The organism is Pseudomonas sp. RL_15y_Pfl2_60 (genome assembly GCF_963970595.1).
Lineage (GTDB): Bacteria > Pseudomonadota > Gammaproteobacteria > Pseudomonadales > Pseudomonadaceae > Aquipseudomonas.
In genome coordinates, this window is sequence record NZ_CAXAOE010000001.1 from 606,127 (window position 1) to 629,679 (window position 23,553).

Here is a 23,553-nt window from a genome sequence, read left to right on the forward strand (position 1 = left end):
ATTCACCCTGTTTTTTTCAACTTAACTTATTTCGCGGCGAAACGGCGGCAACGCATTAAGAATGGCCTTGCCATAGCGCTGCGTGACAACCCGACGATCGAGCAAGGTGATAATGCCTCGATCCGCTTCAGTACGAAGCAAGCGCCCACAAGCCTGGACCAGCCTGAGCGAGGCATCAGGCACGGCGATCTCCATAAAGGGGTTGCCGCCCCGCGCCTCGATCCACTCGGCCAATGCAGCTTCTACAGGATCGTCCGGTACAGCAAAAGGTATTTTTGCGATCACCACATGCTCACAATAGGCGCCGGGCAGATCGACACCTTCTGCGAAGCTGGCCAAACCAAACAAGACACTTTCTTCACCGCTATCGACACGGGCCTTGTGCTTATTCAGGGTTTCCTGCTTGGACAGGTTGCCCTGAATAAATACCCGTTTACGCCAGTCACGCTCAAGCCCATCAAACACCGCCTGCATTTGCTTGCGCGACGAGAACAGTACCAGCGTTCCTTTTGAGCCTTCAACCAGCCCCGGCAGTTCACGGATAATCGCCGCCGTATGCACTGTCGCGTCCCGCGGATCGGCTTTCAGGTCCGGGACTTTGAGCACGCCGGCGTCGGCATGATGGAACGGGCTGGGCACCACCGCAGTCACCGCGACCTTGGGCAGCCCGGCGCGCATGCGATAACGATCGAAAGTACCCAGTGCGGTCAGGGTCGCCGATGTCACCAGCGCGCCATAGGCGACATTCCACAGGTTTCGTCGCAGCATCTCCGCCGCCAGGATTGGGCTGGCGTTGACTTCAATATCAAACATGGCGCCGCTTTCAGCCAGGGTCAGCCAGCGCGCCATTGGCGGGTTGTCTTCCGGGTCCTCGGCGGTAAAGGCCAACCATAATTCCCAATTACCTTGGGCACGGGCAAGCAGGCTGCCAAACAGCGGGTACCATTCCTCGGCCTGGTGACTGGCGATGCCAATAGTGGCTTCACCGTCCATCGCTTCTTTGAGGTGCTCGGTAACGCCCGTGAACAAATCAGTCAGTTTCGAGAAACCTTTTTTCAGCTCAACGCCCAACTCGGTCAGGTGCTCGGGCACCACACCGCCGATAAAACGGTGCCGCGGGCGCTCGCGGCCTTCCATGTCTTCGCCGGGTTTGAAGTCAGCCACCTGCTCGCAGGCATTGAACATGAACTGCTGCTGAGTCTTGATCTCACGGGCAAGCTCGGGCACCTGCTCGATCAAACGCCCAAGATCGCCTGGCAGCGGGTTCTGGGCGAGTAACTTGGTCAGGTTCTTGGCAACCTGCTCCAGCCAGTCGGCGGTTGAGCGCAAACGGGTGAAATGTGCGAAGTGGCCAATTGCTTTATCTGGCAAGTGGTGTCCTTCATCGAACACATACAAGGTTTCACGCGGATCAGGCAGTACAGCGCCACCACCGAGGGCCAAATCGGCCAGCACCATGTCGTGGTTGGTAACGATGACATCGACCTTGCCCATGCCTTCACGCGCTTTGTAGAAGGCGCACTGCTGGAAATTGGGGCAATGACGGCTGGTGCACTGGCTATGATCAGTGGTGAGTCGTGCCCAGTCAGCATCTTCAAGCTCTTGCGGCCAGCTGTCGCGGTCACCGTCCCACTTGTTACCAGCGAGCTTCTCGATCATCGAGGTGAAGAGTTTCTGGCTCTGTTCATCGACATCAATCTTGAAGCCTTCTTCCTCAAACAGCTGCGCGGTGGCAGTCTGCGCGTGCCCCTCTTGCAGCAGCAGGTCGAGCTTGGACAGGCACAGGTAGCGGCCACGGCCCTTGGCCAGCGCAAAGCTGAAGTTCAAGCCACTGTTGCGCATCAGGTCGGGCAGGTCTTTGTAGACAATCTGCTCCTGCAGGGCGACCGTTGCAGTGGCGATCACCAAACGTTTACCAGCAGCCTTGGCAGTCGGGATCGCCGCCAGGCAGTAAGCCACGGTTTTACCGGTACCGGTGCCCGCTTCTACCGCGACCACCGCAGCGTCGCTGCTACGTTTACCTTCGCCATCGGTTTGTATAACACCAAGGACTTTGGCGATCTCGGCGATCATCAAGCGCTGGCCATAACGTGGCTTGAGGCTTTTGGCTTCAAGGAAACGCGTGTAGGCGCCCTGGATTTGTGTCTTGAGTTCGTTACTAAGCATGAGAATAAGGGCGCAAAAGGCTGGATAAATTTTCAGTGTTTGCAAACGGCCGCTATCATAACGCGCTAATCAATCTTGCGCAGAAACCTCTGCATACCAATCAGCCGATTCTCGACCTACACGCTTCGGAGCCTCAGATGACACCTTACGCCCTGTCCTATGCCTTACACGTACTGGCTGCCCTGATTTGGGTGGGCGGCATGTTCTTCGCCTGGATGATCCTGCGCCCGGCAGCAGTCAAAACGCTTGAAGCCCCTATCCGCCTGCAACTCTGGGCCGAGGTCTTTCAGCGGTTCTTTCGCTGGGTGTGGCTGGCGGTGCTGGTCCTGCCGATTAGTGGCATGGGCATGCTGCACATGCGTTTCTCAGGCTTTGAGACTGCGCCCAAATATGTACACGTAATGATGGGGCTTTATATCGTCATGCTCGCGCTGTTCTTGCGCATTCAGGCGTTGCAATTGCCAGAGCTGCGCCGTGCGATTGAAGCGCAACAATGGCCTGCAGGCGGCGCGGTTCTGGGTAAGATTCGCCGCCTGGTCGGTATCAATCTGATCATCGGCCTGGTCGTCGTGGCCCTCGCAGCGCTACGCCCAACCTTTTAATTGCAAGCCGTTCGCAGATAAAACCAGCGGGATTATCTGCGCGACCAAGGCCTCAGAAAGTGATGATATCCGCCGACCCTGGCGTGCCCATGGCGCCAGCTTGGCCGGCCTGACCCGGACGGCCATTGCGCGCACTGTTGGTGTCGTAGATCCAACAATCTTTACTCGCGCCACCTGCACCACCGGCGCCAGCGCTACCCGCCATACCGCCTTCGCCACCCTCAACGCGAATAGTCAGGCGCTCGGTAGGAAACGCTTGCGGCACCTCGACACGCAAATGGCCGCCCGGTGCGCCCGCATGGCCATCACCGCCATCGTAGCCATCCCCTCCCTTGCTCGACTGGCCCCAAGTGCAACCGCCGGTCTTGCCATTGGCCCCCGCGAGCCCGGCATAACCTGGCGTGCCTTTGCCGCCGCGCAGATCAATGATCAACGACTCAGTGGTTACGGCTTCGAGGCGAATGGCCAATGTACGCCCGGCAACGGCTGGACGCTCAAAAGTCCCGGGGGCGCCGCGAGCAGTAATTTGCGCGCCACTGGCAATATCACCCGTTGCTGCTTCAAGACGGAATGAACGCTCGCTCGGCGCGATTGCAATTCGTGCCGCTGGACCAAGATGGATATGGGCTACACGGATTTCACTCAACCCGGCGGGCACCAGCAGCGTGCCGTGCTCCGCGACTTCAAGACGCTCAAGCAACAATACGCTGGTATTTGCAGGCAAGCGCATCATGCTGTTCGGCTCAACTTTAATCAGCGCTTGAGCCGCCAGCGTCAAGGGACTAATGAAGGCAATACCCATCGCTGCAGCTATAAGCACATTACGCATGTTCATGTTTGGTCTCCGCCATTGACTCAAATTGCATCTGTAGCTGTAGATGGCTGTCACCTTCGGGCTCAGCCTTGTCAGCGCTCTGCTCGGCACTCGTTGCGTCTAGGTGAGCGTGCACGGAAGTCAGGCTAACGCTGTTGTCGCGCTTAAGCGTGAATGTGTGGAATACCCCAAGAACCAATACCTTGGCCCGGCTCACCCAGGGACTTGGTGACTGTTGCAGTTGTGACCTGAAATACCACAGCTCGACGATATGTGCCGCGGCGACCAGGGCGCCGGCGATATTGAGCAACAGCGAGAAAGGTTGCGCATAGGGCTCAAGCAGATTGCCAACCACCGCAGCCCAAAACAGCAGTGTGAGCACCGCCCCCACAGCTAAAATCACTTTCATCACCGCCCCCAGCAGTTTTGTTTTGCCGCACATTAACGGCTTTCACCTTTTGATGAAATGCTCGGCGCAAATAAATCCGGGCACAGCACAGCAATTGGCAAACCACCAATGGCAGACAAGCTGGGTTTGATACAAAGGAGAACGCTTGGACGAACGTCCGCAGCGGCGAAACGGTTATAGCGCTTGTGTTACCGGAACATGCCGGTAACACAAGGAACTCTCGTCAAGCCTGCCCCCGGCAAGCCGTGCGGCCTGCCGGGGGAAACTTGAATACAGCGACAGCAGGTTAAGGCTGTGCTTCTACTGCAGCTTCTACGCGACGGTTAATCGCACGACCTTCTGCGGTGGCGTTGTCCGCAACTGGACGACTTTCACCATAACCGACCGAGTTAACACGACCACTTTCCACGCCGTATTGATCGACCAGAACGTTACGTACCGAATTAGCACGACGCTCAGACAGCGACTGGTTATAGGCGTCTGTACCCACGGAGTCAGTGTGACCTTCAACCACGGTGGTGGTTTGCGGGAACTGCTTCATGAAGTCAGCCAGGTTTTGGATGTCGGCGTAGCTGCTTTCTTTGACGTTGTCCTTGTCGAAGTCGAACTTGACGTCCAGTTCAACACGAACAGCTTCGGCAACAGGTTCAGGCTCTTCAACGACGACAACTTCCTCAACGACTGGCTCAGGCGATGCACCATGAACCCAGCAGTAAGCTGCTGCCAGACCAGCACCAATCGCTGCACCACCGCCAGCCCAGGCCGAGCTTTCAATTGCGCCCAAACCAGCACCGCCGATGCCGCCAACTACTGCACAAGTAGGCCAGTCACTTTTCTGAATGCCAGCACAGCCGGTCAGGAAGGTGGATGCCAAAACCAAGGGTACCGCTTTGCTAGTGATGCTCATATATACGTCTCCGGTTAATAATCGGCTCCAAACCGATACTTATGGATTAAAGACGGCACTTCTAAATTCCGCCAGAGTTGATTTACAACGATGTGAAGAACGAACAGTTATAGGCCATCATAGTCATGCAGGTTAGTCTTTATCCACCTGCATGAGGAATATTGATGAGTGAATGCATTTCTTCGCGTACGCCACAGCAAGCTGTAGCTGCGCTTCTAGAGCGCTTTGCGCCTAAACGACTGCTCCTGGTTGGCGCTAGTGAATTACCGGCTTTAGCCGCCTTTAAACTGGCGCATCCAGACTGCCAAGTTGACCATGCCGAGGCAGGATTACTGCCTAATACTTTAGCCGCACAGCGCTATGACCTGGCCTTGATTGTCGATTGCCTGGAACACATGCCTAAAAATGCCGGCCTGCAATTGCTCGGCGGCATTCGTAACCTCAATACCAGCCGGATTGCCGTGCTGGTGGACATGTCGGCCAGCCAGTGGCAAGAAACCGACATGTTTTCGCTGGCCTTGCAAGCCAGCGAACACTTTGTACGGGGTGAACAAAAGCTCAGCCTCTATACCTATGATTTGCTTGAATACAAGCAAGTCCCCGACTGGCTCAACGCCAAGTTCTGGGCCAACCCGGAAAACTTCGGCAAATACTGGTGGTAACTGGCGCAATGAACAGTGCATCAATTGACTCCAGCTGTCCGTGCGGCAGCGCTGACCTGCTGACTGAGTGCTGCGGTCGCTATCACTCAGCAACCCCGGCACCCAGCGCTGAAACGCTGATGCGCTCACGCTACAGCGCCTATGCCCTGGGTTTGGTTGATTACCTGGTGGAAACAACCTTGCCGGCCCAACAACCCTTGCTTGACCGTGAGGCGATCAGGGCCTGGAGCCTGCAAAGCACCTGGCTCGGCCTGGAGGTTGAAAGCGCCGAAGTGCTTGGCGGCAAGCCTGAGCATGCCTTTGTGACCTTCACTGCACGCTGGCATGACGCAAGCGGCGAACATAGCCACCGCGAGCGCTCGGCATTCGTGCAGAACAATGGCCGCTGGCACTTTATTGATCCCACGGTCCAGCTCAAGCTTGGACGCAACGATCCCTGTCCCTGCGCCAGCGGGCAGAAGTTCAAGAAGTGCTGCGCGGTCTTCTTCTAATCGACCTAGGCTAGAGGCTCAGGCTGCTGCACACCGCAACCTGAGCTGATCAGTCTTGCAATTTGAGATGTGATACATCTGGCGCGGGCCCAGCCTCAGCATCTTTGGCCTGCCCCATATCACTGCCGACAGGCGCAAGGGAGAACTGCGACAGATCAAGGCTCGGCGCTTGTGGCTCGGGCTTGCTGTCCTGCAGGTCGTCACCTAGCGGGGCAATGCCAAAGTCGGGCGCTTCAACCTCACTGAATGCAGCCATGTACTCATCACGCGGCAACAATTTTTTTGCTGAGTGCGCACTCACTGGTGCAGTAACGGCCTGAGCAGGGGCAGCGGGAACAGGTTGGGGTGGCGCAGGAGCAGGCGCCAGCTCAATTTCCTCGATTTCTTCAGGCATGGCGACGATTTCAACTAGCGCACCCGCACGTTCAAGTGTGCTCCGATATTTCTCAGCATTGGCCTCATCAAGATTATTCTTGATCACCAGGCGGCGCCCTGAAAACATCATGGCAATACGCTGCGGGTTCGCTTGAAACAAACGCCCGAGGTTAGCCTGGACCAATGCCATATCAGCTCCAGGAACTAATTGCCCTGAGAAAACAACTTCATAACGGCTCATGTTAGGTTCCTAATCCGTGCTCGCTCAATTCGATGGCAAGCGACTAGCTATTTATACTTCTGTGTCGATAGGCTGGGTTGCCTTGCGTGACTGCAAAAATGACTGCGTTTAAACGCAGCGGCAAAGATACTCACCCCATACCTGCCACCTTTATACTTGGCTGCAGCACCCTGAGCTGTCTCTGCTGGCCCATAGCTTTATCCTAGTTGCTTAAACTTGGGATAAATAGCAATGCTGCCGCGACTCATTGCAAATGCGCTGACAGGAGCTTCAAGCTGTGCGCTGTGTCGCGCAATTTGCCGATATCCCAGTATGTCAGTGTCGAACATCTGCGCTTATGCAATGTGCTGCGCACAGGTGCGCCCCTGATTATTGCGGACGTTCAATGTCAATTTATTCAAGGAAAAGAAAATGCCTCATGAAGGCAGCGCATTACAGGTCATCGTAGTCTTCCTGCTAGCAGCCGTACTGGTGGTACCACTGGCTAAGCGCTCGCAACTGGGGGCGGTGCTGGGTTACCTGGCAGCGGGTGTATTGATTGGCCCACCGGTATTGGGACTGATCACCAACCCGGAACAAGTCAGCCATATTTCAGAGCTCGGCGTCGTCCTGCTGCTGTTTATTATTGGCCTCGAGCTCTCTCCGCGCCGACTCTGGGTGATGCGCAAGGCCGTATTCGGCGCAGGTATGGCCCAAGTGGTGTTGACCGGCCTGATCATCGGCCTGGTCGCCTGGCAACTATTCGCTCAACCCCTCAATACCTCGGTGGTACTCGGCCTGGGCCTGGCCCTGTCATCCACGGCGTTTGGCCTGCAGATACTGGCCGAGCGCAAGGAGCTCACCAGTCCCCATGGACGCCTGGCCTTTGCTATTTTGCTGTTCCAGGATATCGCTGCAATCCCCTTGATCGCCATGGTCCCAATACTCAGCGGGGCCGATGCCGCCAGTGGTATCGACCTGATGCAGTTACTCAAGGTGGTCGCCAGTATTGGTTTGGTCGTTATAGGCGGTCGTTATCTGCTGCGACCGATTTTCCGCACCGTGGCCAAAACCGGTTTGCAGGAAGTATCGACTGCAACAGCGCTACTGGTGGTGTTTGGCACAGCTTGGTTGATGGAGCTTGTCGGCATTTCAATGGCACTGGGTGCCTTTCTGGCCGGCCTGCTGCTCGCGGACTCCGAATACCGCCATGAACTCGAATCGCAGATTGAGCCATTCAAGGGCTTGTTACTCGGTTTGTTCTTTATCAGCGTGGGCATGTCCGCAGACATCAGCCTGCTACTGACCCAGCCCATCACCGTTATCGGCCTGACCCTGCTTTTGATTGCGCTGAAAATGCCGATCTTGCTCTTGGTCGGCAAGCTGATTGGCGGGCTCAATAAACAAAGCGCGGTGCGCCTGGCCATCGTATTGGCGGCCGGCGGCGAGTTTGCCTTTGTGGTATTCAGAATGGCCCGTCAACAAGGACTGTTTGAACCGGCGCTGTATGACTTACTGATTTTAACCATCACCTTGTCGATGGCCCTCACGCCGCTGATGATCTTACTCGTGGCGCGCCTGCTGAGGGAAAAACCGGCTGTCAAGGAAGTCCCGGACGAATACAGCAACATGGACATCGACATCGATCAGCCGCGCGTCGTGATCGCCGGTTGCGGGCGCATGGGCCAGATCGTTGCGCGGATCCTGCGGGCGCAGCACATTCCCTTCATCGCCCTGGACACCTCGGTAGAAACCATCGAGCTATCACGCAGCCTGAGCGGGGATATGCCCATTTTCTATGGCGACCCATTGCGCCCCGAGATTTTGCGCGCGGCACAAACCGCGCATGCCGAATACTTCATCGCTGCGATGGATGATCCAGACATCAACTTCAAGGCAGTCGAACTGGTGCACCGGCTTTACCCCAAGGTCAAAGTAATTGCCAGGGCACGCAGCCGAAGTCATGTATACCGCTTGATCGACGCAGGAGCCAAACCGGTTCGTGAAACCTTCTACTCCAGTCTCGAAATGAGCCGCCTGACGCTGCTTGGCCTAGGCATTGAAGACGCACTGGCAGACAAACTCATCAGCCGCTTCCAGCAACATGACGAACAAGTGCTTGAAGCCCAATACCGTGTGCATGGCAACAAGGAAGCCGTGATGCAAACAGCACGCGAAGCCCGAGCGGAACTGGAAACATTGTTTAAAGCTGACAGCGTCGATGAAAAGCCCAAAACGGAATAGGCCTTAGGAGCACGACACTAAAAGCCTGTGGCGCGTCAGTTAAAGATGCTGGAAATTAAGCAGTAACATTTCTGACCTGATTTTGACTCACAATGGCGCAGGTTTTTAAGCTTACACAGCTTGCACCCAAGCGGTTGCTTGTTACACTGGGCGTCTTACGGAGTACAAAATGGCTTATCAGGCATTCATTATAAGAACGTTCAGCCTAGTTTTAATTTTTGGCCTCATCAGCAGTTTGAACGGTTGTTCTACATGGCTGACTGGCAACTTTAAAGACCCCGATGTTCGTCTGGTCAAGGTTGAAGTAATCAAGGCAAAATTGCTTGAGCAGCAATTCCGGCTACGTTTTCATATCAAAAACCCGAATGACGTGAGTTTGCCCGTTCGCGGCATTGATTACGTGGTATTCCTCAATGATATGAAACTCGCTCAAGGCGAATCTGATGTCTGGTTTACCGTTCCTGCCAACGGCCAGCATTATTTTGAAATTCTGGTGCGCACCAACCTGTGGCGACATGTTCGCCAGATCGTAAAAATGCTTGAACATCCCGACGAAGCCATCCGCTACCGGCTCGAAGGTGAAGTTAAAACCGGAATGTTGTTCGGTCGCAGCGTGCACATGATGCGAAATGGCGAGATAATCCCCGGAGATTTCATCCCGGAGTAGTTTTGCATGACCCAACAACCTCACGTCCATGGCCCTGATTGCAATCACGACCACGATCACGACCATCACCATGGCCATGTGCACGGCCCCCATTGCAATCATCAAGAGCCAGTGCGCAACCAGCTCAAAGATATCGGCCGCAATGATCCTTGCCCCTGCGGTAGCCAGAAAAAATTCAAAAAGTGCCACGGCGCGTGATTAATCCATGAATATGCTTTCAGTGGTTCTGATCTGCGTCGCTGTTGCCTTGGTTATTGGCCTTGGGTTTTACGCCTTGTCCCTGTGGCGCAAAGTCTGGTCGATACAATCTCAGCAACGCAGCGCGGCCGCCGAACAGCAACAGCGGCTTGGCGAGGATTTAAAAATTCTCGCCAGCAGCTTGCTTGACGGGCAACTGCCGCTGATTGAAGGGGCCATTCGAATTAAGGTACTACTCGACAACTTCGACATTAGTCTTAGTCAGGACTCGCATTGCCAAGTCTTTCATCAGCTTTATGAAGCCACAGCGCACGTCCCGACTCATGCCGACTGGAAAGCGCTGGATAAAACCAGCCGTCGCCAGCATGAAAAAAACTTCAGTGAGCTGGAACTGCAGCACAAGGCCCAGGCCCGCGAGTCTGCGCGCTGGCTGCTAGACGCAATTGCGTCCTGGCGCACCAGCGTTTGATACCCACAAAACACCCCAACAATCAGCCATCTGAAGATCGGCCGCAACGACCTGCGAACCCGCAGCTGGACTAGGCCAAACCCTGCACAGACCTAAGGTGCGCAAGGGGTTGGCATTTGCCATGTAGTTAGCGTAGAGTTATTTAACTGTGTTTGCATGGGTCGCAGTCGATCGTGGCCTGATGCAGTAGATCCTTACGATCCGCTACATCCCTCCCGAAAGCTAATTCTCCTTGCAACCAGTCTCAGTCCTTCTATTATGAGGAGGCTGTCATCAACTTTAAGTTTCAAGGAATAAAAAATGTCGAATCGTCAGAACGGTACCGTCAAGTGGTTTAACGACGAGAAAGGTTTTGGTTTTATCACTCCAGAAAGCGGTCCGGATCTGTTCGTACATTTCCGCGCTATCGAAGGTAACGGCTTCAAGAGCCTGAAAGAAGGCCAGAAAGTCAGCTTCGTAGCTGTACAAGGTCAAAAAGGCATGCAAGCTGACCAGGTTCAAGTCCAGGAATAATCTTGCCGCTTTGAAGAACCCCTGATGGCAACATCAGGGGTTTTTTTATGGCAGGAACCTCTGAAAAAGGTAGCGAGCGACGGGAGTAACAGCCAAAGGCTGGCCCGAAGGGCAAGCGCCAGCGAGTAAAATGTGCGAAAAAGCGACCGGGGTCGCGCTCGACTTTAGTTGTTCTAAATGAGCATTTGATTCGCTTTGCTCACCCCCTTCGGGGCCGCAGCAAGGGCTGCCCAACTGAAGTTCGTTCAGCCTTAGGGCTGTGAGCAGTTTTTAACACCGTGATACCTAACGCAGTAGTTTTTCTGAAGCTTCCTAAGGTGCTACATACTTGCGGGTTACCATGCAAAAACGTCAACTCAGCCCTCAGGGCGACTTTCCATCAGCAGGGCTGCCTCGCCGCTTTGCCGCCATGTTCTACGACTTTTTACTCTGTGTTGCGCTGCTCATCGTCGTGACATTCATCTACAAGTTGATTCTGATGGGCTTCTACGGAGCCGAACAACTCCAGCAGATGTCTGACTCGGGCGCCCTGGATGGTGATCCACTCCTTTCAACCCTGTTGTTTATCTGCCTGTTTGGTTTCTTCAGTAAGTTCTGGACCTACAATGGGCAGACCCTTGGCATGCAGGTCTGGGGCGTGCGCGCGCAGAACGCCGACGGTACGGCCATTAGCCTGTGGCAAGCACTGCTGCGCTTTATGGTCTCGATCGCATCCTGGCTGTGCCTGGGCCTTGGCTTCTTCTGGGTGCTGATTGATAAACAGCACCGGACCTGGCACGAGATCTACTCGGAAAGCCAAACCGTTCAGTTGCCGAAAAACATCCACAAGAAGTAATCAGGCAGAAAAAAGCCGGCGCTCAGTTCAGTGAGCGCCGGCTTTTTTTCATCTGCTAACCCGCTCGGCGCAACAGCCAGCCGCCAGCGATGGCGCAAATACCCGCGGGCACCAGTACCGCCAACAGCGGCGAGAAGCCAAACACCAGGCTCGAAGGCCCGAGCAGGTCTTGGGCGATCTGGAACACAAAACCGACCAACACGCCAGTAAACACCCGCTGTCCGAGGGTTACCGAGCGCAACGGACCGAAGATGAACGAAATAGCCATCAAGACCAGGGCCGCAGTGACAATAGGTTGTAAAACCTTGGTCCAGAACGCCAACCAGTACTGGCTGTTATTCAACCCCTGATCAGCCAGGTAACCGGCATATTGCCAAAGCCCGGTGATTGACAATGCGCCCGGCTCAAGCACGACAGTGCTGAGCAACTGCGGGTTAAGCTCGACATCCCAACGTTCAGTCGGCGCCTTGACCACCTCGGTGCTGCGCTCCTTGAAATGCGTGGTGGTGACACCTTCAAGCAGCCAATGGTCACCCTTGAACTGCGCCTTGCGAGAAAAACTCGAAGACACCAAGTGACGCTCTTTATCAAACTGATAACGCGTGATCCCGTACAGCAGGCCATTGGGTTGCACGGCGTTGATGTGCACATACTCTTCGCCTTGACGGTGCCACAGGCCTCGCTTGGAGCTTTGCGCATCACCTGCGCCCTGCGCCATGGCTCGGTCAGCCTGGGCCATGTTCTCGCTCCATGGCGCCAAGTACTCACCAATGAGAATGCCAGCGAACATCAGCACCAGCATCGGCTTCATCACCGCCCAGACGATACGCCGGATAGAAACCCCGGCCGCGCGCATGATGGTCAGTTCACTGTTGCTGGCCAGACTGCCAAGACCAATCAGGCAACCAATCAAGGCCGCCATCGGCAGCATTTCGTAGGTGCGCCGTGGCGCAGTCAAAAATACATACCAGGCCGCATCAGCCAGGCCGTACTTTTCATCGACATCACCCAACTCATCGATGAATGCGAACAGCAAGGCCAATGCGACAATAATCCCCAACACACTGAGAATGGCGAGAAATACCTGCTTGCCGATGTAGCGATCCAACTTAACCACGGGCGATCTCCTGCGAACTACGACGAGAGGCCCACTTCAGGCGTATGGGTTCCCAATAGAGCAATAACAAACCAATCGCGATAAACACCCCGTGCACCCACCACAAACCGAGGCCGTAAGGAATACGGCCCTTGTCCAACGCGCCGCGTGCGGCAATCAGGATCGACAGGTAACCCATGTACAGCAAAATGGCCGGAAGCAACTTGAGGAACCGGCCCTGGCGCGGATTCACTCGCGACAGCGGCACAGCCATCAAGGTCACCACAAACACCAGGATTGGCAGCGAAATACGCCATTGCAGCTCTGATTTGTAGCGCTGGTCATCACTGCCAATCAACTCTCGGGTCGGCACTGCTTCCCGCTCGCTCACATCAGCGCTGACCTCGGGTTTGGGTAGCAGTACGCCGTACTCATCATATTTGATCGCCCGGTAATCGGCCTGCCCAGGATTACCGTCGTAGCGGTAACCATTTTCCAGAATCAGGTAGCGACTGCCGTCTTCCTGGATTTCCTGACGGCCAGTTTCAGCGACCAGTACGGTAATACCGCGATCTTTCTCGCCATCGGATGACAGGCGCTTTTCAGAAATAAAGATACCGCCGAGCTCACTGCGGTCATTCGACAAAGTTTCGGTATAGGTAACCCGAGAGCCTTCACCCATCGACTGGAAGCGCCCGGGTACCAGCGTATCGAACTCTGTCAGGGCGTCTTGCTCATTGAGGATGCGCGCCACTTGGGAAACGCCCTGTGGCGCCAACCCCAGGCTCAACCATGCAACCAACAGCGCGACCAGCGTTGCCGGGGCCAACGAATACATCATCAGCCGTTGCTGGCTCATGCCGGTCGCCGAGAGCACCGTCATCTCACTGTCGAGGTACAAGCGCCCATACGCCAGCAGGAAGCCCAAAAACAAACCCAGCGGCAGAATCAGCTGGAGAAATCCGGGCAAGCGAAAGCCCATGATCAAAAACAAAACACTTGGATCCAGCGCACCTTGGGCAGCTTGGGCCAAGTATTTGATGAAGCGACCGCTCATGATGATCACCAAGAGCACAGCACTTACAGCGCTCAATGTAGTCAACACTTCACGGGCTAAATAACGGAAGACGATCAAACCAGACACTCCAGGGTTGTCAGGCTCAGGTAGCTACGCTCAAACTAGCCACACTGTTTGCCAATTCGCCCAACAGGCGAATCACTAAATTAATTGCCGCTATTATCCAGCAATACCGACCCGTTGTCTTGAGGACACCATTCCATGGAATTTATTGTCAAAAGCGCTCGTGCGGAAACACTCAAAACTGCCACATTGGTTATCGCTGTCGGCGAAGGCCGTAAACTCGGTGAAATCGCCAAATCCATTGATACCGCTAGCTCTGGCGCGATCAGCGCATTACTCAAGAGTGGCGATATTACCGGCAAAGTCGGTCAGACACTGCTGGCACGCAACCTTGCCAATATTAAAGCAGAACGCGTTTTGCTGGTCGGTTGCGGTAAAGAAGCCGAACTCTCTGACCGTCAATTGCGCAAATTGATCGGTTCTGCCCAGGCTGTTTTGAAAAATCTTGGCGGCAGCGATGCAGTCTTCGCCCTCGGCGAACTCAGCGTCAAGGGTCGCAACGCTTACGCCAAGGCACGTTTAGTGGTTGAAACCCTGGCTGATGGCGAGTACAGCTTTGACCAGTTCAAGAGCCAGAAAGCCCCGGCAAGCGCCCTGAAGAAAGTCACCCTGATCACTGAAAAGGCTGACCAGGCCGAAACCGAGCTCGCTTGCCTGCACGCCAAAGCCATCACGACAGGCATGGCATTCACCAAAGACCTCGGCAATATGCCGCCAAACATCTGCCACCCGACTTATCTGGCAGAACAAGCCAAGGAACTGGGCAAGGCTTACAAGGGTTTGAAGGTCGAGATCCTCGACGAGAAAAAGCTCAAAACCCTGGGCGCTGGTGCGTTTCTGGCTGTGGGCCAAGGCAGCGACCAACCGCCACGCATGATCGTGATGAATTACCAAGGCGGGAAAAAAACCGACAAGCCATTCGTACTGGTCGGCAAAGGCATCACCTTCGACACCGGCGGCATCAGCATCAAGCCAGCGGCTGGCATGGATGAGATGAAATACGACATGGGCGGCGCCGCCAGCGTATTCGGCACCCTCAAGGCAGTGCTTGAGCTGCAACTGCCGATCAACCTGGTCTGCCTGCTCGCCTGCGCCGAGAACATGCCAAGCGGTGGCGCCGCGCGTCCGGGCGACATAGTCACCACCATGAGCGGGCAAACGGTCGAGATCCTCAATACCGACGCTGAAGGCCGCTTGGTGCTGTGCGACACCCTGACCTATGCGGAACGCTTCAAGCCGCAAGCGGTTATCGATATCGCCACCCTGACCGGCGCCTGCATCGTTGCCTTGGGCGCACACACCTCGGGCCTGCTCGGCAATAACGACGAACTGGTGCAACAAATTCTCAGCGCGGGCCAGCAAGCCGATGACCGCGCATGGCAGCTGCCGCTGTTTGATGAATACCAGGAGCAACTGGACAGCCCATTTGCCGACATTGCCAACATTGGCGGTCCAAAAGCGGGCACCATCACCGCAGCCTGCTTCCTGTCGCGCTTCACCAAGAAATACCACTGGGCTCACTTGGACGTGGCTGGTACCGCTTGGATTAGCGGCGGCAAGGACAAAGGCGCTTCCGGCCGTCCTGTTCCGTTGCTGACCCAGTACCTGTTGGACCGCGCTAAAGCGTAAACTAGGCGCGCAAGGCCCGGGACGCGTCACGCGGCCCGGGCTTTAATCCACCGAACACTCTACTGATGGACCCATGAGCCGAATCGAATTCTACGTACTCGCAACCGACCGCCCCGCAGACCGCTTGCGCGCTGCGTGCCAGTTGGCGATGAAGGCATGGCGTCATGGTTTGCCGGTATTTGTACGCGCGGCAGACACTGCCCAGTGCGCCGAGCTGGATGAACAGATGTGGCTGTTCAAGAAAGACTGCTTCATCCCTCACAACCAACACAGTGACGATCCGCTTGCCCCCGTGGTAATTGGCGTCGATGAGGAACCAAGCGCCCAACAAGGCGTTCTGATCAACCTCAACACCACGATTTCCCCGCATGTTGAACGCTTCAGCCGGATCATCGAAATCGTCAACCAACAGCCTGACTTACTAACCGTTTGCCGGGAAAATTTCCGTAGCTACCGCCAGCGTGGCTATGATCCAAAACGAGTTGAACTGTAGCTAGATTAATGGACACACCTAAACCGCCGCACAAATCAGGACATCTGCTCGACGATCTGGAGTCGATCCGCGAGCTGCTGGGTGATGAAAACAGCGAAGCATCGACGCCTCTCGACCTGGATTCGCTAGACCCGGACTCCATTCCACTGCTCTCGGATATCGTCGAGCACGCACCGCAAGCCAACGCGGCGCCTGCCCAACCGACAAGCATGGCTGAGCAAGACCACACAACAGAGCACGCCCTGCGTGCGACCGTACGCCAGTCGATTGGCCGCGACAGCGAGATCAATCGCCTCGACACCGAGCTGCGCAATGCCGCGCAACTGATCCTGCAGGATGTGATCGACGATTTCGTGCCACAGATAGAAGCCGAGTTGAAATCGCGTCTTGAAGCGCGCTTGAGCCGTCTATTGCCGCCACGCTGCCCTTGATCACCCACCGCGGATAAAGCCGCGTATCTGCAAGCTTCAGCTTGGACTTACGCCACAGCCCCCTTCCCCGCTATACTTGTCGGCTTTTCCGATCAGCCGTCAAAAGGGTCCCGCCGCGCATGGACAAGACCTACCAGCCGCACGCCATTGAAACCAGCCTGTACCAGAACTGGGAAGCGAACAATTACTTCGCCCCGCAGGGTTCGGGCCAGCCGTACACCATCATGATTCCGCCGCCAAATGTCACCGGCAGCCTGCACATGGGCCATGGTTTCAACAACTCGATCATGGATGCGCTGATTCGTTTCCGCCGCATGCAAGGCCGCAACACCTTGTGGCAGCCGGGCACCGACCACGCGGGCATTGCCACGCAGATGGTGGTCGAGCGCCAACTGGCCGCCGACGGGGTAAGCCGTCACGACCTGGGTCGCGACAAGTTCCTGGAGAAAGTCTGGGAATGGAAAGAACAATCCGGCGGCACCATTACCCGCCAGATCCGTCGCCTCGGCTCATCGGTCGACTGGTCGCGTGAGCGCTTCACCATGGACCACGGCCTGTCTGATGCGGTTAAAGAAGCCTTCGTGCGCCTGCATGCAGATGGCTTGATCTATCGTGGCAAGCGCCTGGTCAACTGGGACACCAAGTTCCACACGGCGATTTCCGACCTTGAAGTGGAAAACCACGACGAGAAAGGTCATCTGTGGAATCTGCGTTATCCCCTGGCCGACGGCAAGACCACCGCTGAAGGCGATGCCTTCCTGATCGTCGCCACCACTCGCCCGGAAACCATGCTCGGCGACGCCGCCGTGGCAGTGCATCCCGAAGACGAACGCTACAAATCGCTGATCGGCAGTTTCGTTGAGCTGCCGCTGGTTGGCCGACGCATCCCGATTATCGCCGATGATTACTGCGACCCTGAATTCGGCACCGGTTGTGTGAAAATCACCCCGGCGCATGACTTCAACGACTATGAAGTCGGCAAACGTCACAACCTGACGCTGCTGAACATCTTCGACAAGAACGCAGCGGTGCTGGCCCAGGTCCAAGCGTTCAATGTTGATGGCAGCGTCAACGCGGATGTCGACACCAGTCTGCCCGCTGAATACGCCGGTCTTGATCGTTTCGAGGCGCGCAAGCAAATCGTTGCCGCCTTTGAAGCCGCTGGCTTGCTGGTCAGCATTGATGACCACGCCCTGAAAGTACCGAAAGGCGACCGCTCCGGCACCATCATCGAGCCGTGGCTGACAGACCAATGGTACGTGTCGACCAAATCCCTGGCTGAGCCTGCGATTGCCGCCGTTGAAGATGGCCGCATCCAGTTCGTACCCAAGCAATACGAGAACATGTACTTCAGCTGGATGCGTGACATCCAGGACTGGTGCATCAGCCGCCAGTTGTGGTGGGGCCACCGTATTCCGGCCTGGTATGACGATGCAGGCAATGTCTACGTTGGTCGTAACGAAGCCGAAGTGCGCAGTGAAAATAACCTGGGCGCTGATGTAGCCCTGCGCCAGGACGAAGACGTACTCGACACCTGGTTCAGCTCCGGCCTGTGGACCTTCTCGACGCTCGGCTGGCCGCAGCAGACTGAGTTCCTCAAGACCTTCCACCCGACCGACGTGCTGGTCACGGGTTTTGACATCATCTTCTTCTGGGTTGCCCGGATGATCATGCTCACCATGCATTTGGTGAAGAACGAAGACGGCACCCCGCAGGTTCCGTTCAAGACTGTCTATGTGCACGGTCTGGTGCGCGACGGTCAGGGCCAGAAGATGTCCAAGTCCAAGGGCAACGTCCTTGATCCGCTGGATATCGTTGACGGCATTGACCTCGAAAGCCTGCTGACCAAGCGTACCAGCGGCATGATGCAGCCCAAGCTGGCCGAGAAGATCGCCAAGCAGACCCGTGCTGAATTCCCTGAAGGCATCGCCGCCTATGGCACCGATGCACTGCGCTTCACCAACTTGTCACTGGCCTCCACTGGCCGTGATATCAAGTTCGACATGGGCCGGGTCGAGGGTTATCGCAACTTCTGCAACAAGATCTGGAACGCCGCCAACTTCGTCATCGAAAACACCGACGGCCATGACACCGGCATCAATGGTGAAGCGGTGGAGTTGTCCTCGGTTGACCGCTGGATCATCTCGCAGCTGCAACGCACCGAAGCCGATGTCACCCGTCACCTCGATGCCTTCCGCTTCGACCTCGCGGCATCTGCGCTGTACGAGTTCATCTGGGACGAATACTGCGCCTGGTACCTGGAGCTGGTTAAACCTGTGCTCTGGGACGAGAACGCGCCGATCGAACGTCAGCGCGGCACCCGTCGCACCCTGATTCGCGTACTTGAAGTGGCGCTGCGCCTGGCTCATCCGTTTATGCCCTTTATCACCGAAGAAATCTGGCAGCGGATCAAGGCCCAAGCCGGAGCGACGGGCGACACCATCATGCTGCAAGCCTGGCCTGTGGCCAATGAAGAGCGCATCGACGCGGCGGCTGAAGGTGATATCGAGTGGGTTAAGGCCCTGATGCTTGGCCTGCGCCAGATCCGTGGCGAGATGAACATCTCCATGGCCAAGCGCATCGACATCATCCTCAAGAACGCCAGCAGTGAAGACCAGCGCCGCCTGAAAGACAACGCGCCGCTGCTCAACAAACTGGCCAAGCTGGAATCAGTAAGCATTCTGGCCGCCGGTGACGAGCCGCCACTGTCTGCCACCGCACTGGTGGGCGACATGGAAGTGCTGGTACCAATGGCCGGTCTAATCGACAAAGCCGCTGAGCTGGGCCGCTTGGACAAGGAAATCCAGCGCCTCGAAGGTGAAGTAAAACGTGTCGGCGGTAAGCTCGGCAACGCGGGCTTCGTCGACAAGGCACCGGCCGAGGTAATCGACAAGGAGCGCGCCAAACTGGCCGAAGCCGAACAGGCACTCGGCAAGCTGGCTGAACAACGCACGCGTATCGCCTCGCTATAATCCAACTGCAACAGCCAATGAGGCCCGCGACCGATAAGGCGCGGGCCTCATTGTTTTTAACCGGTACCCAAATGTCTAACACTCGCTCCCCTTCCCTACTCGATGCACTGCTCCCCATCAGTGTGTTGATTGTCTTGCTTGGCCTGTCGGTTTACCTGTTCGGTGACAGCTCCTCCAGCGGCCCCAACCAGATCGCCCTGATGAGCGCGGCCTTTGTCGCAGGTCTGGTCGGCATGAAAAATGGTTTCCGCTGGGCGGATATTGAAGAAGGCATACTCGCCGGTATCCACCTGGCCATGAAAGCCAACCTGATCCTGCTCGCCGTTGGCGCACTGATTGGCACCTGGATTCTCGCAGGCACCGTGCCGACCATGATCTGGCTGGGCCTGAAGCTGATCTCGGCTGAATACTTTTACGTGACCAGTTGCATCATCTGCGCCCTCACCGCCCTGTCGATTGGCAGCTCATGGACGGTTGCGGGCACTCTTGGCATTGGCTTGATGGGCGTGGCTTCGGGGCTGGGGCTTGATCCGGCGATTACCGCCGGGGCGATTATTTCTGGCGCCTATTTTGGCGACAAGCTTTCGCCGCTGTCTGACACCACCAACCTGGCGCCCGCCGCTGCGGGCTCCGACCTGTTCGCCCATATTCGCCTGATGCTGCGCACCACAGTGCCAGCGCTGATCATCGCCCTGGTGATTTTCTTTGTACTGGGCCAGCAAGCTTCGGCAAGCCATGACACCGGGCGCATCGCTCAGGTACTCGATGCACTTGAAAGCCAATTCAGCCTTGGCTGGCATTTGCTGTTACCGGTCGCCTTCCTGTTGTTCCTGGCCGTGCGCCAATGGGCAGCCTTCCCGGCGATCTTTCTCGGCGCCTTGCTGGGCGCAGTGTTTGCGCTGATCTTCCAGCCCGAGGTCATGAGCCGCCTGGCAGACCCAAGCGCAGGCAACCTGGCCAGCCTGAAGACAGTTTGGACAGCGTTGTTTGCCGGTTATGAATCACACAGCGGCAATGAGGCGCTCGACGGCCTGCTCTCCAAAGGCGGCATGGGCAGCATGCTGACCACGGTCTGGTTGATTATCTGTGCCATGTGCTTTGGCGGCGTGCTGGAAAAGCTCGGCCTGTTGCAGCGCCTGCTGGAAAGCACCATTCATCTGGCCAAGAGCACCAGCAGCCTGATCGCCAGCACAGTTGTCACCACCATTGGCACCAACATCATTACCGCCGACCAATACATTGCGCTGGTCTTGCCCGGCCGCATGTACCGCGCCGAGTATGAAAAGCGCGGCATCAAGCCGGTGTATTTGTCCCGCGCGCTGGAAGATGGCGGCACGCTCACCTCGGTTCTGGTGCCGTGGAACACCTGCGGTGCTTACATGGCCGCGACCCTTGGTGTCTCGACGCTGACCTATCTACCCTACTGTTTTTTCAATTTATTGATGCCCTTGCTCGCCATCAGCCTGGCCTTTATCGCCCCTCCGCAAGCGGATACCTCGACCGCACAAGCTCAAGTCGACTGACAGATCAGCGCCCGGCGCAGGCTCCGCACGATGCGAGCCCGCGCCGTTAACTGCAAACACAGGCAAATTTTACCGATAAAACCCTTCCCATACGGGTTGTAAATCAGGCATCTTCTCCCCCGCATCAAGAGCCCTTGGCGTTTTAACGCTGGTAAAAAGCCCAGGTCCAGTACGCGCGTACCCCATGAAGATCAGGCCACAGCGCCCAGCCAACAAGCCTCTGTGTTTGGTGTGCCGTGTCGCGGTAACCGCCTTGATCCATCATAGCCAGCCGCTTGATTGTCAGCTGTCGAGGGTCGCCATACCGGACCGAACTCTGGAATTCTGATCATGTATGTGTTGATGGCGTGTGTTTTTGTACTTGGCTATCTGTGTATTGCTTTCGAGCATCCACTGAAAATCGATAAAGCCGCATCGGCGCTGTTGACCGCTGTGATCTGCTGGACAGTACTGGTACTGGGCGCAGATGCAATTCTGCCAGCCATCACCAACATCAACGTGACCCATGGCGACAACTCGGGCTATGTCGTTCATCAACTGCGTGAGCACCTCGGCGAGATTTCCGAGATATTGTTCTTCTTGCTCGGCGCCATGGTCATAGTCGAGCTTATCGACGCCCACGAAGGCTTTAAAGCCGTGACTGACCGGATCAAGACCAACAGGCGGGTCAACCTGCTATGGCTGGTTGGCTTGCTGACTTTCTTCCTTTCGGCAGCACTGGATAACCTGACCACTACCATTGTCATGGTTTCACTGCTACGCAAATTGATCGATGACCAGAAAGACCGCTGGTTCTTCGCCGGTATCGTGGTCATTGCCGCAAACGCCGGTGGCGCCTGGTCGCCAATTGGTGACGTGACCACCACCATGCTCTGGATTGGCGGCCAGATAAGTGCCAGCAGCATCATCGTCAACCTGTTTATCCCAAGCCTGGTGTGCTTGATGGTGCCGCTGATCTACCTGAGTTTCCGCCTCAAAGGTGAAGTCGAGCGCCCGCCTGAATACGAATCGCTGGAAAGCCATCGCGACCCAACCACTCCTTTCGAACGAAACCTGGTACTGGGTATCGGCCTTGGCTCACTGCTGTTCGTGCCGGTCTTTAAATCCGTGACCCACTTGCCGCCCTACATGGGCATCATGTTCGGTCTGGGCGTCATGTGGGTGGTGACCGAAATCATTCATCGCGGCAAAAACTCGGAAGATAAACATCCCTTGTCAGTGATTGGCGTATTGCGCTGCATCGACACCACCAGCGTATTGTTCTTCCTCGGGATCTTGCTGGCTGTCTCAAGCCTGGCCACTGCCGGCCACCTGGCTCAGGTTGCTGTTGCCTTGAAAGAAAGCCTGGGCAATATCTACGCGATCAACATTGCCATCGGCCTGCTTTCATCTGTAGTCGACAACGTGCCACTGGTTGCCGGCGCAATGAAAATGTATCCGCTGGTAAGCCCTGTAGCGATCGCCAGTGCAGGCGACGACATGAGCTGGCTGCAGAGCTTTGTCATCAATGGCGACTTCTGGGAGTTGCTGGCCTACTGCGCGGGTACTGGCGGCAGCTGCTTGATCATCGGCTCGGCCGCGGGTGTTGCGGCGATGGGCATGGAGCGCATCAACTTTATCTGGTACCTGAAAACCATCAGCGTGCTGGCATTTCTGGGCTACATTGCCGGTGCTGCGACTTATATCGCCATTGCTGCGCTAAGCTGACACCGACGAACTTGAAGGAACCGTGCATGCCCCAGGCGATCAGCAAAACCAAAAGCAGTTTTTACCGGCGCCTGTATGTCGCCTGGCTGATCGACACTGGCAGCGCGGCGAGTATTCCTGCGCTGATGGACGCCACCGGTATGCCCCGGCGCACGGCGCAAGACACGGTTAATGCCCTGGCCGAGCTTGATATCAGCTGTGAATTTGAGCAGCAGCCCGGCACCCGCAACAATGCCGGGCATTACGTGATCCGCGATTGGGGCGCCATCGACAAACGCTGGATCGGCGCTAACCTCAAGGCCATCAAGCAGGCCCTGAACTACCCCTAGTCGGCTTTTAGTAAACGCGGGAACCGCTGAAAAATGAACGGACGCAAACGCATACTCTTGGTTGTGCTGGTTTTAATCGCACTGTTTGCATTGTGCGAAGCCTTGGGCATTCGCCAGCAGTTCAGCCTTGAAGGACTCAAGTCGGTCATTGCGATGCATCAGTTTGCCGGGCTGTTGCTCTTCTCCCTTCTATTCGCCCTGGGTAACTTGATCCAGATTCCTGGCTGGATATTTCTGGCTGCCGCAGTGTTGACACTTGGTCGGCTGTGGGGCGGCGTGGCGACTTATGTAGCGGCGTGCCTCTCCTGCATGCTGACTTACCTGAGCGTTCGCTTTATTGGTGGCGATGCCCTGCGCGAAATCGACAACCGCCTGGCCAAGCGCCTGCTGGCAGGTTTGGATAAGCATCCGCTAACAAGCATCATTGCCTTGCGCATGTTGATGCAAACACTGCCAGCGCTGAACTACACATTGGCACTTTCCGGCGTACGCATGCGCCACTACGTACTCGGCACCCTTCTTGGCTTACCGCTGCCGATTGCGCTCTACTGCATTTTTTTCGACTATCTGGCCAAGGTGCTGCACATCAGTTAAACCGCAAGACTGCTGGCCATTAGCAGCTCAATGTGAATAATGCCCCGCTCGCCACCTTGTTTACGG

The 23,553-nt window shown here is 56.2% G+C and carries 23 protein-coding genes and 1 pseudogene; 17 read left to right on the forward strand and 7 right to left on the reverse strand.

Annotated features, from left to right (window positions below; all coding sequences use genetic code 11):
- Nucleotides 1–21: 21 nt before the first annotated feature.
- Nucleotides 22–2,166, reverse strand: a complete 2,145-nt coding sequence (dinG, locus tag AACY26_RS02880) for an ATP-dependent DNA helicase DinG (protein WP_339510785.1) — start codon at nucleotides 2,164–2,166, stop codon at nucleotides 22–24.
- 137 nt (nucleotides 2,167–2,303) lie between these two features.
- On the opposite strand from dinG, the gene AACY26_RS02885 reads away from it, so the two are divergent.
- Nucleotides 2,304–2,768, forward strand: a complete 465-nt coding sequence (locus AACY26_RS02885) for a CopD family protein (protein WP_339510787.1) — start codon at nucleotides 2,304–2,306, stop codon at nucleotides 2,766–2,768.
- A 52-nt stretch (nucleotides 2,769–2,820) separates the two neighbouring features.
- On the opposite strand, the gene AACY26_RS02890 is transcribed toward AACY26_RS02885, so the two are convergent.
- The 3 genes and pseudogenes from AACY26_RS02890 to AACY26_RS02900 all read right to left on the reverse strand — a co-directional run.
- Nucleotides 2,821–3,597, reverse strand: coding sequence for a collagen-like protein (locus AACY26_RS02890; RefSeq protein WP_339511696.1), 777 nt, complete (start codon nucleotides 3,595–3,597; stop codon nucleotides 2,821–2,823).
- On the reverse strand, nucleotides 3,590–3,991 hold the full coding sequence (locus AACY26_RS02895; protein WP_339510789.1) for a DUF1145 domain-containing protein: 402 nt from the start codon (nucleotides 3,989–3,991) through the stop codon (nucleotides 3,590–3,592). Before AACY26_RS02895 ends, AACY26_RS02890 begins: the two co-directional genes overlap by 8 nt.
- A 286-nt stretch (nucleotides 3,992–4,277) precedes the next feature.
- Nucleotides 4,278–4,634 (reverse strand): annotated as a pseudogene (locus AACY26_RS02900) (OmpA family protein); the annotation flags it as partial.
- 428 nt (nucleotides 4,635–5,062) lie between these two features.
- Between AACY26_RS02900 and AACY26_RS02905 the strand changes: the two are divergent.
- Nucleotides 5,063–5,560 carry a DUF6231 family protein gene (locus AACY26_RS02905; RefSeq protein ID WP_339510791.1) on the forward strand — a complete coding sequence of 166 codons (498 nt, stop codon included), beginning with the start codon at nucleotides 5,063–5,065 and terminating at the stop codon, nucleotides 5,558–5,560.
- 8 nt (nucleotides 5,561–5,568) lie between these two features.
- The gene (locus AACY26_RS02910; RefSeq protein ID WP_339510793.1) at nucleotides 5,569–6,051 is read left to right on the forward strand and encodes a YchJ family protein; all 483 of its coding nucleotides are present in this window, start codon (nucleotides 5,569–5,571) and stop codon (nucleotides 6,049–6,051) included.
- A 49-nt stretch (nucleotides 6,052–6,100) separates the two neighbouring features.
- Here AACY26_RS02910 and AACY26_RS02915 read toward each other — a convergent pair whose 3' ends face one another.
- The gene (locus AACY26_RS02915; protein ID WP_339510795.1) at nucleotides 6,101–6,667 is read right to left on the reverse strand and encodes a hypothetical protein; all 567 of its coding nucleotides are present in this window, start codon (nucleotides 6,665–6,667) and stop codon (nucleotides 6,101–6,103) included.
- A gap of 411 nt (nucleotides 6,668–7,078) precedes the next feature.
- Between AACY26_RS02915 and AACY26_RS02920 the strand changes: the two genes are divergently transcribed.
- The 6 genes from AACY26_RS02920 (at nucleotide 7,079) to AACY26_RS02945 (ending at nucleotide 11,572) form a co-directional block, all read left to right on the forward strand.
- On the forward strand, nucleotides 7,079–8,890 hold the full coding sequence (locus AACY26_RS02920; RefSeq protein WP_339510797.1) for a monovalent cation:proton antiporter-2 (CPA2) family protein: 1,812 nt from the start codon (nucleotides 7,079–7,081) through the stop codon (nucleotides 8,888–8,890).
- Between the two features lie 169 nt (nucleotides 8,891–9,059).
- On the forward strand, nucleotides 9,060–9,557 hold the full coding sequence (locus AACY26_RS02925) for an LEA type 2 family protein (RefSeq protein ID WP_339510799.1): 498 nt from the start codon (nucleotides 9,060–9,062) through the stop codon (nucleotides 9,555–9,557).
- A 6-nt stretch (nucleotides 9,558–9,563) separates the two neighbouring features.
- Nucleotides 9,564–9,755, forward strand: coding sequence for an SEC-C metal-binding domain-containing protein (locus tag AACY26_RS02930; RefSeq protein ID WP_010486680.1), 192 nt, complete (start codon nucleotides 9,564–9,566; stop codon nucleotides 9,753–9,755).
- 7 nt (nucleotides 9,756–9,762) lie between these two features.
- Nucleotides 9,763–10,224, forward strand: a complete 462-nt coding sequence (locus tag AACY26_RS02935; RefSeq protein WP_445261258.1) for a DUF2489 domain-containing protein — start codon at nucleotides 9,763–9,765, stop codon at nucleotides 10,222–10,224.
- A 300-nt stretch (nucleotides 10,225–10,524) separates the two neighbouring features.
- The gene (locus AACY26_RS02940) at nucleotides 10,525–10,737 is read left to right on the forward strand and encodes a cold-shock protein (protein WP_010486675.1); all 213 of its coding nucleotides are present in this window, start codon (nucleotides 10,525–10,527) and stop codon (nucleotides 10,735–10,737) included.
- 340 nt (nucleotides 10,738–11,077) lie between these two features.
- The gene (locus tag AACY26_RS02945; RefSeq protein WP_339510801.1) at nucleotides 11,078–11,572 is read left to right on the forward strand and encodes an RDD family protein; all 495 of its coding nucleotides are present in this window, start codon (nucleotides 11,078–11,080) and stop codon (nucleotides 11,570–11,572) included.
- Between the two features lie 55 nt (nucleotides 11,573–11,627).
- Here the strand turns inward: AACY26_RS02945 and lptG are convergent, their stop codons facing one another.
- Entirely contained in the window at nucleotides 11,628–12,689 is a 1,062-nt protein-coding gene (lptG, locus tag AACY26_RS02950; protein ID WP_339510803.1) for an LPS export ABC transporter permease LptG, read from the reverse strand.
- Nucleotides 12,682–13,803: an LPS export ABC transporter permease LptF gene (lptF, locus tag AACY26_RS02955; protein ID WP_339510805.1), complete on the reverse strand. Its 1,122-nt coding sequence runs from the start codon at nucleotides 13,801–13,803 to the stop codon at nucleotides 12,682–12,684. Before lptF ends, lptG begins: the two co-directional genes overlap by 8 nt.
- 144 nt (nucleotides 13,804–13,947) lie before the next feature.
- On the opposite strand from lptF, the gene AACY26_RS02960 reads away from it, so the two are divergent.
- From AACY26_RS02960 to AACY26_RS02995, 8 genes are all read left to right on the forward strand, one after another.
- On the forward strand, nucleotides 13,948–15,438 hold the full coding sequence (locus AACY26_RS02960; protein WP_339510807.1) for a leucyl aminopeptidase: 1,491 nt from the start codon (nucleotides 13,948–13,950) through the stop codon (nucleotides 15,436–15,438).
- 73 nt (nucleotides 15,439–15,511) lie between these two features.
- Nucleotides 15,512–15,931, forward strand: a complete 420-nt coding sequence (locus AACY26_RS02965) for a DNA polymerase III subunit chi (RefSeq protein WP_339510809.1) — start codon at nucleotides 15,512–15,514, stop codon at nucleotides 15,929–15,931.
- Nucleotides 15,932–15,939: 8 nt separating this feature from the next.
- Nucleotides 15,940–16,362: a DNA polymerase III subunit chi gene (locus AACY26_RS02970; protein WP_339510811.1), complete on the forward strand. Its 423-nt coding sequence runs from the start codon at nucleotides 15,940–15,942 to the stop codon at nucleotides 16,360–16,362.
- Between the two features lie 119 nt (nucleotides 16,363–16,481).
- On the forward strand, nucleotides 16,482–19,334 hold the full coding sequence (locus AACY26_RS02975) for a valine--tRNA ligase (protein ID WP_339510813.1): 2,853 nt from the start codon (nucleotides 16,482–16,484) through the stop codon (nucleotides 19,332–19,334).
- A 71-nt stretch (nucleotides 19,335–19,405) separates the two neighbouring features.
- Nucleotides 19,406–20,857, forward strand: a complete 1,452-nt coding sequence (gene nhaC, locus AACY26_RS02980) for a Na+/H+ antiporter NhaC (protein ID WP_339510815.1) — start codon at nucleotides 19,406–19,408, stop codon at nucleotides 20,855–20,857.
- A 330-nt stretch (nucleotides 20,858–21,187) separates the two neighbouring features.
- Entirely contained in the window at nucleotides 21,188–22,564 is a 1,377-nt protein-coding gene (nhaD, locus tag AACY26_RS02985; protein ID WP_339510817.1) for a sodium:proton antiporter NhaD, read from the forward strand.
- Between the two features lie 26 nt (nucleotides 22,565–22,590).
- Nucleotides 22,591–22,893 carry a winged helix-turn-helix domain-containing protein gene (locus AACY26_RS02990; RefSeq protein WP_339510819.1) on the forward strand — a complete coding sequence of 101 codons (303 nt, stop codon included), beginning with the start codon at nucleotides 22,591–22,593 and terminating at the stop codon, nucleotides 22,891–22,893.
- A 33-nt stretch (nucleotides 22,894–22,926) separates the two neighbouring features.
- Complete coding sequence (locus tag AACY26_RS02995) at nucleotides 22,927–23,487, forward strand: VTT domain-containing protein (RefSeq protein WP_339510821.1); 561 nt, start codon at nucleotides 22,927–22,929, stop codon at nucleotides 23,485–23,487.
- Nucleotides 23,488–23,553 lie beyond the last annotated feature (66 nt).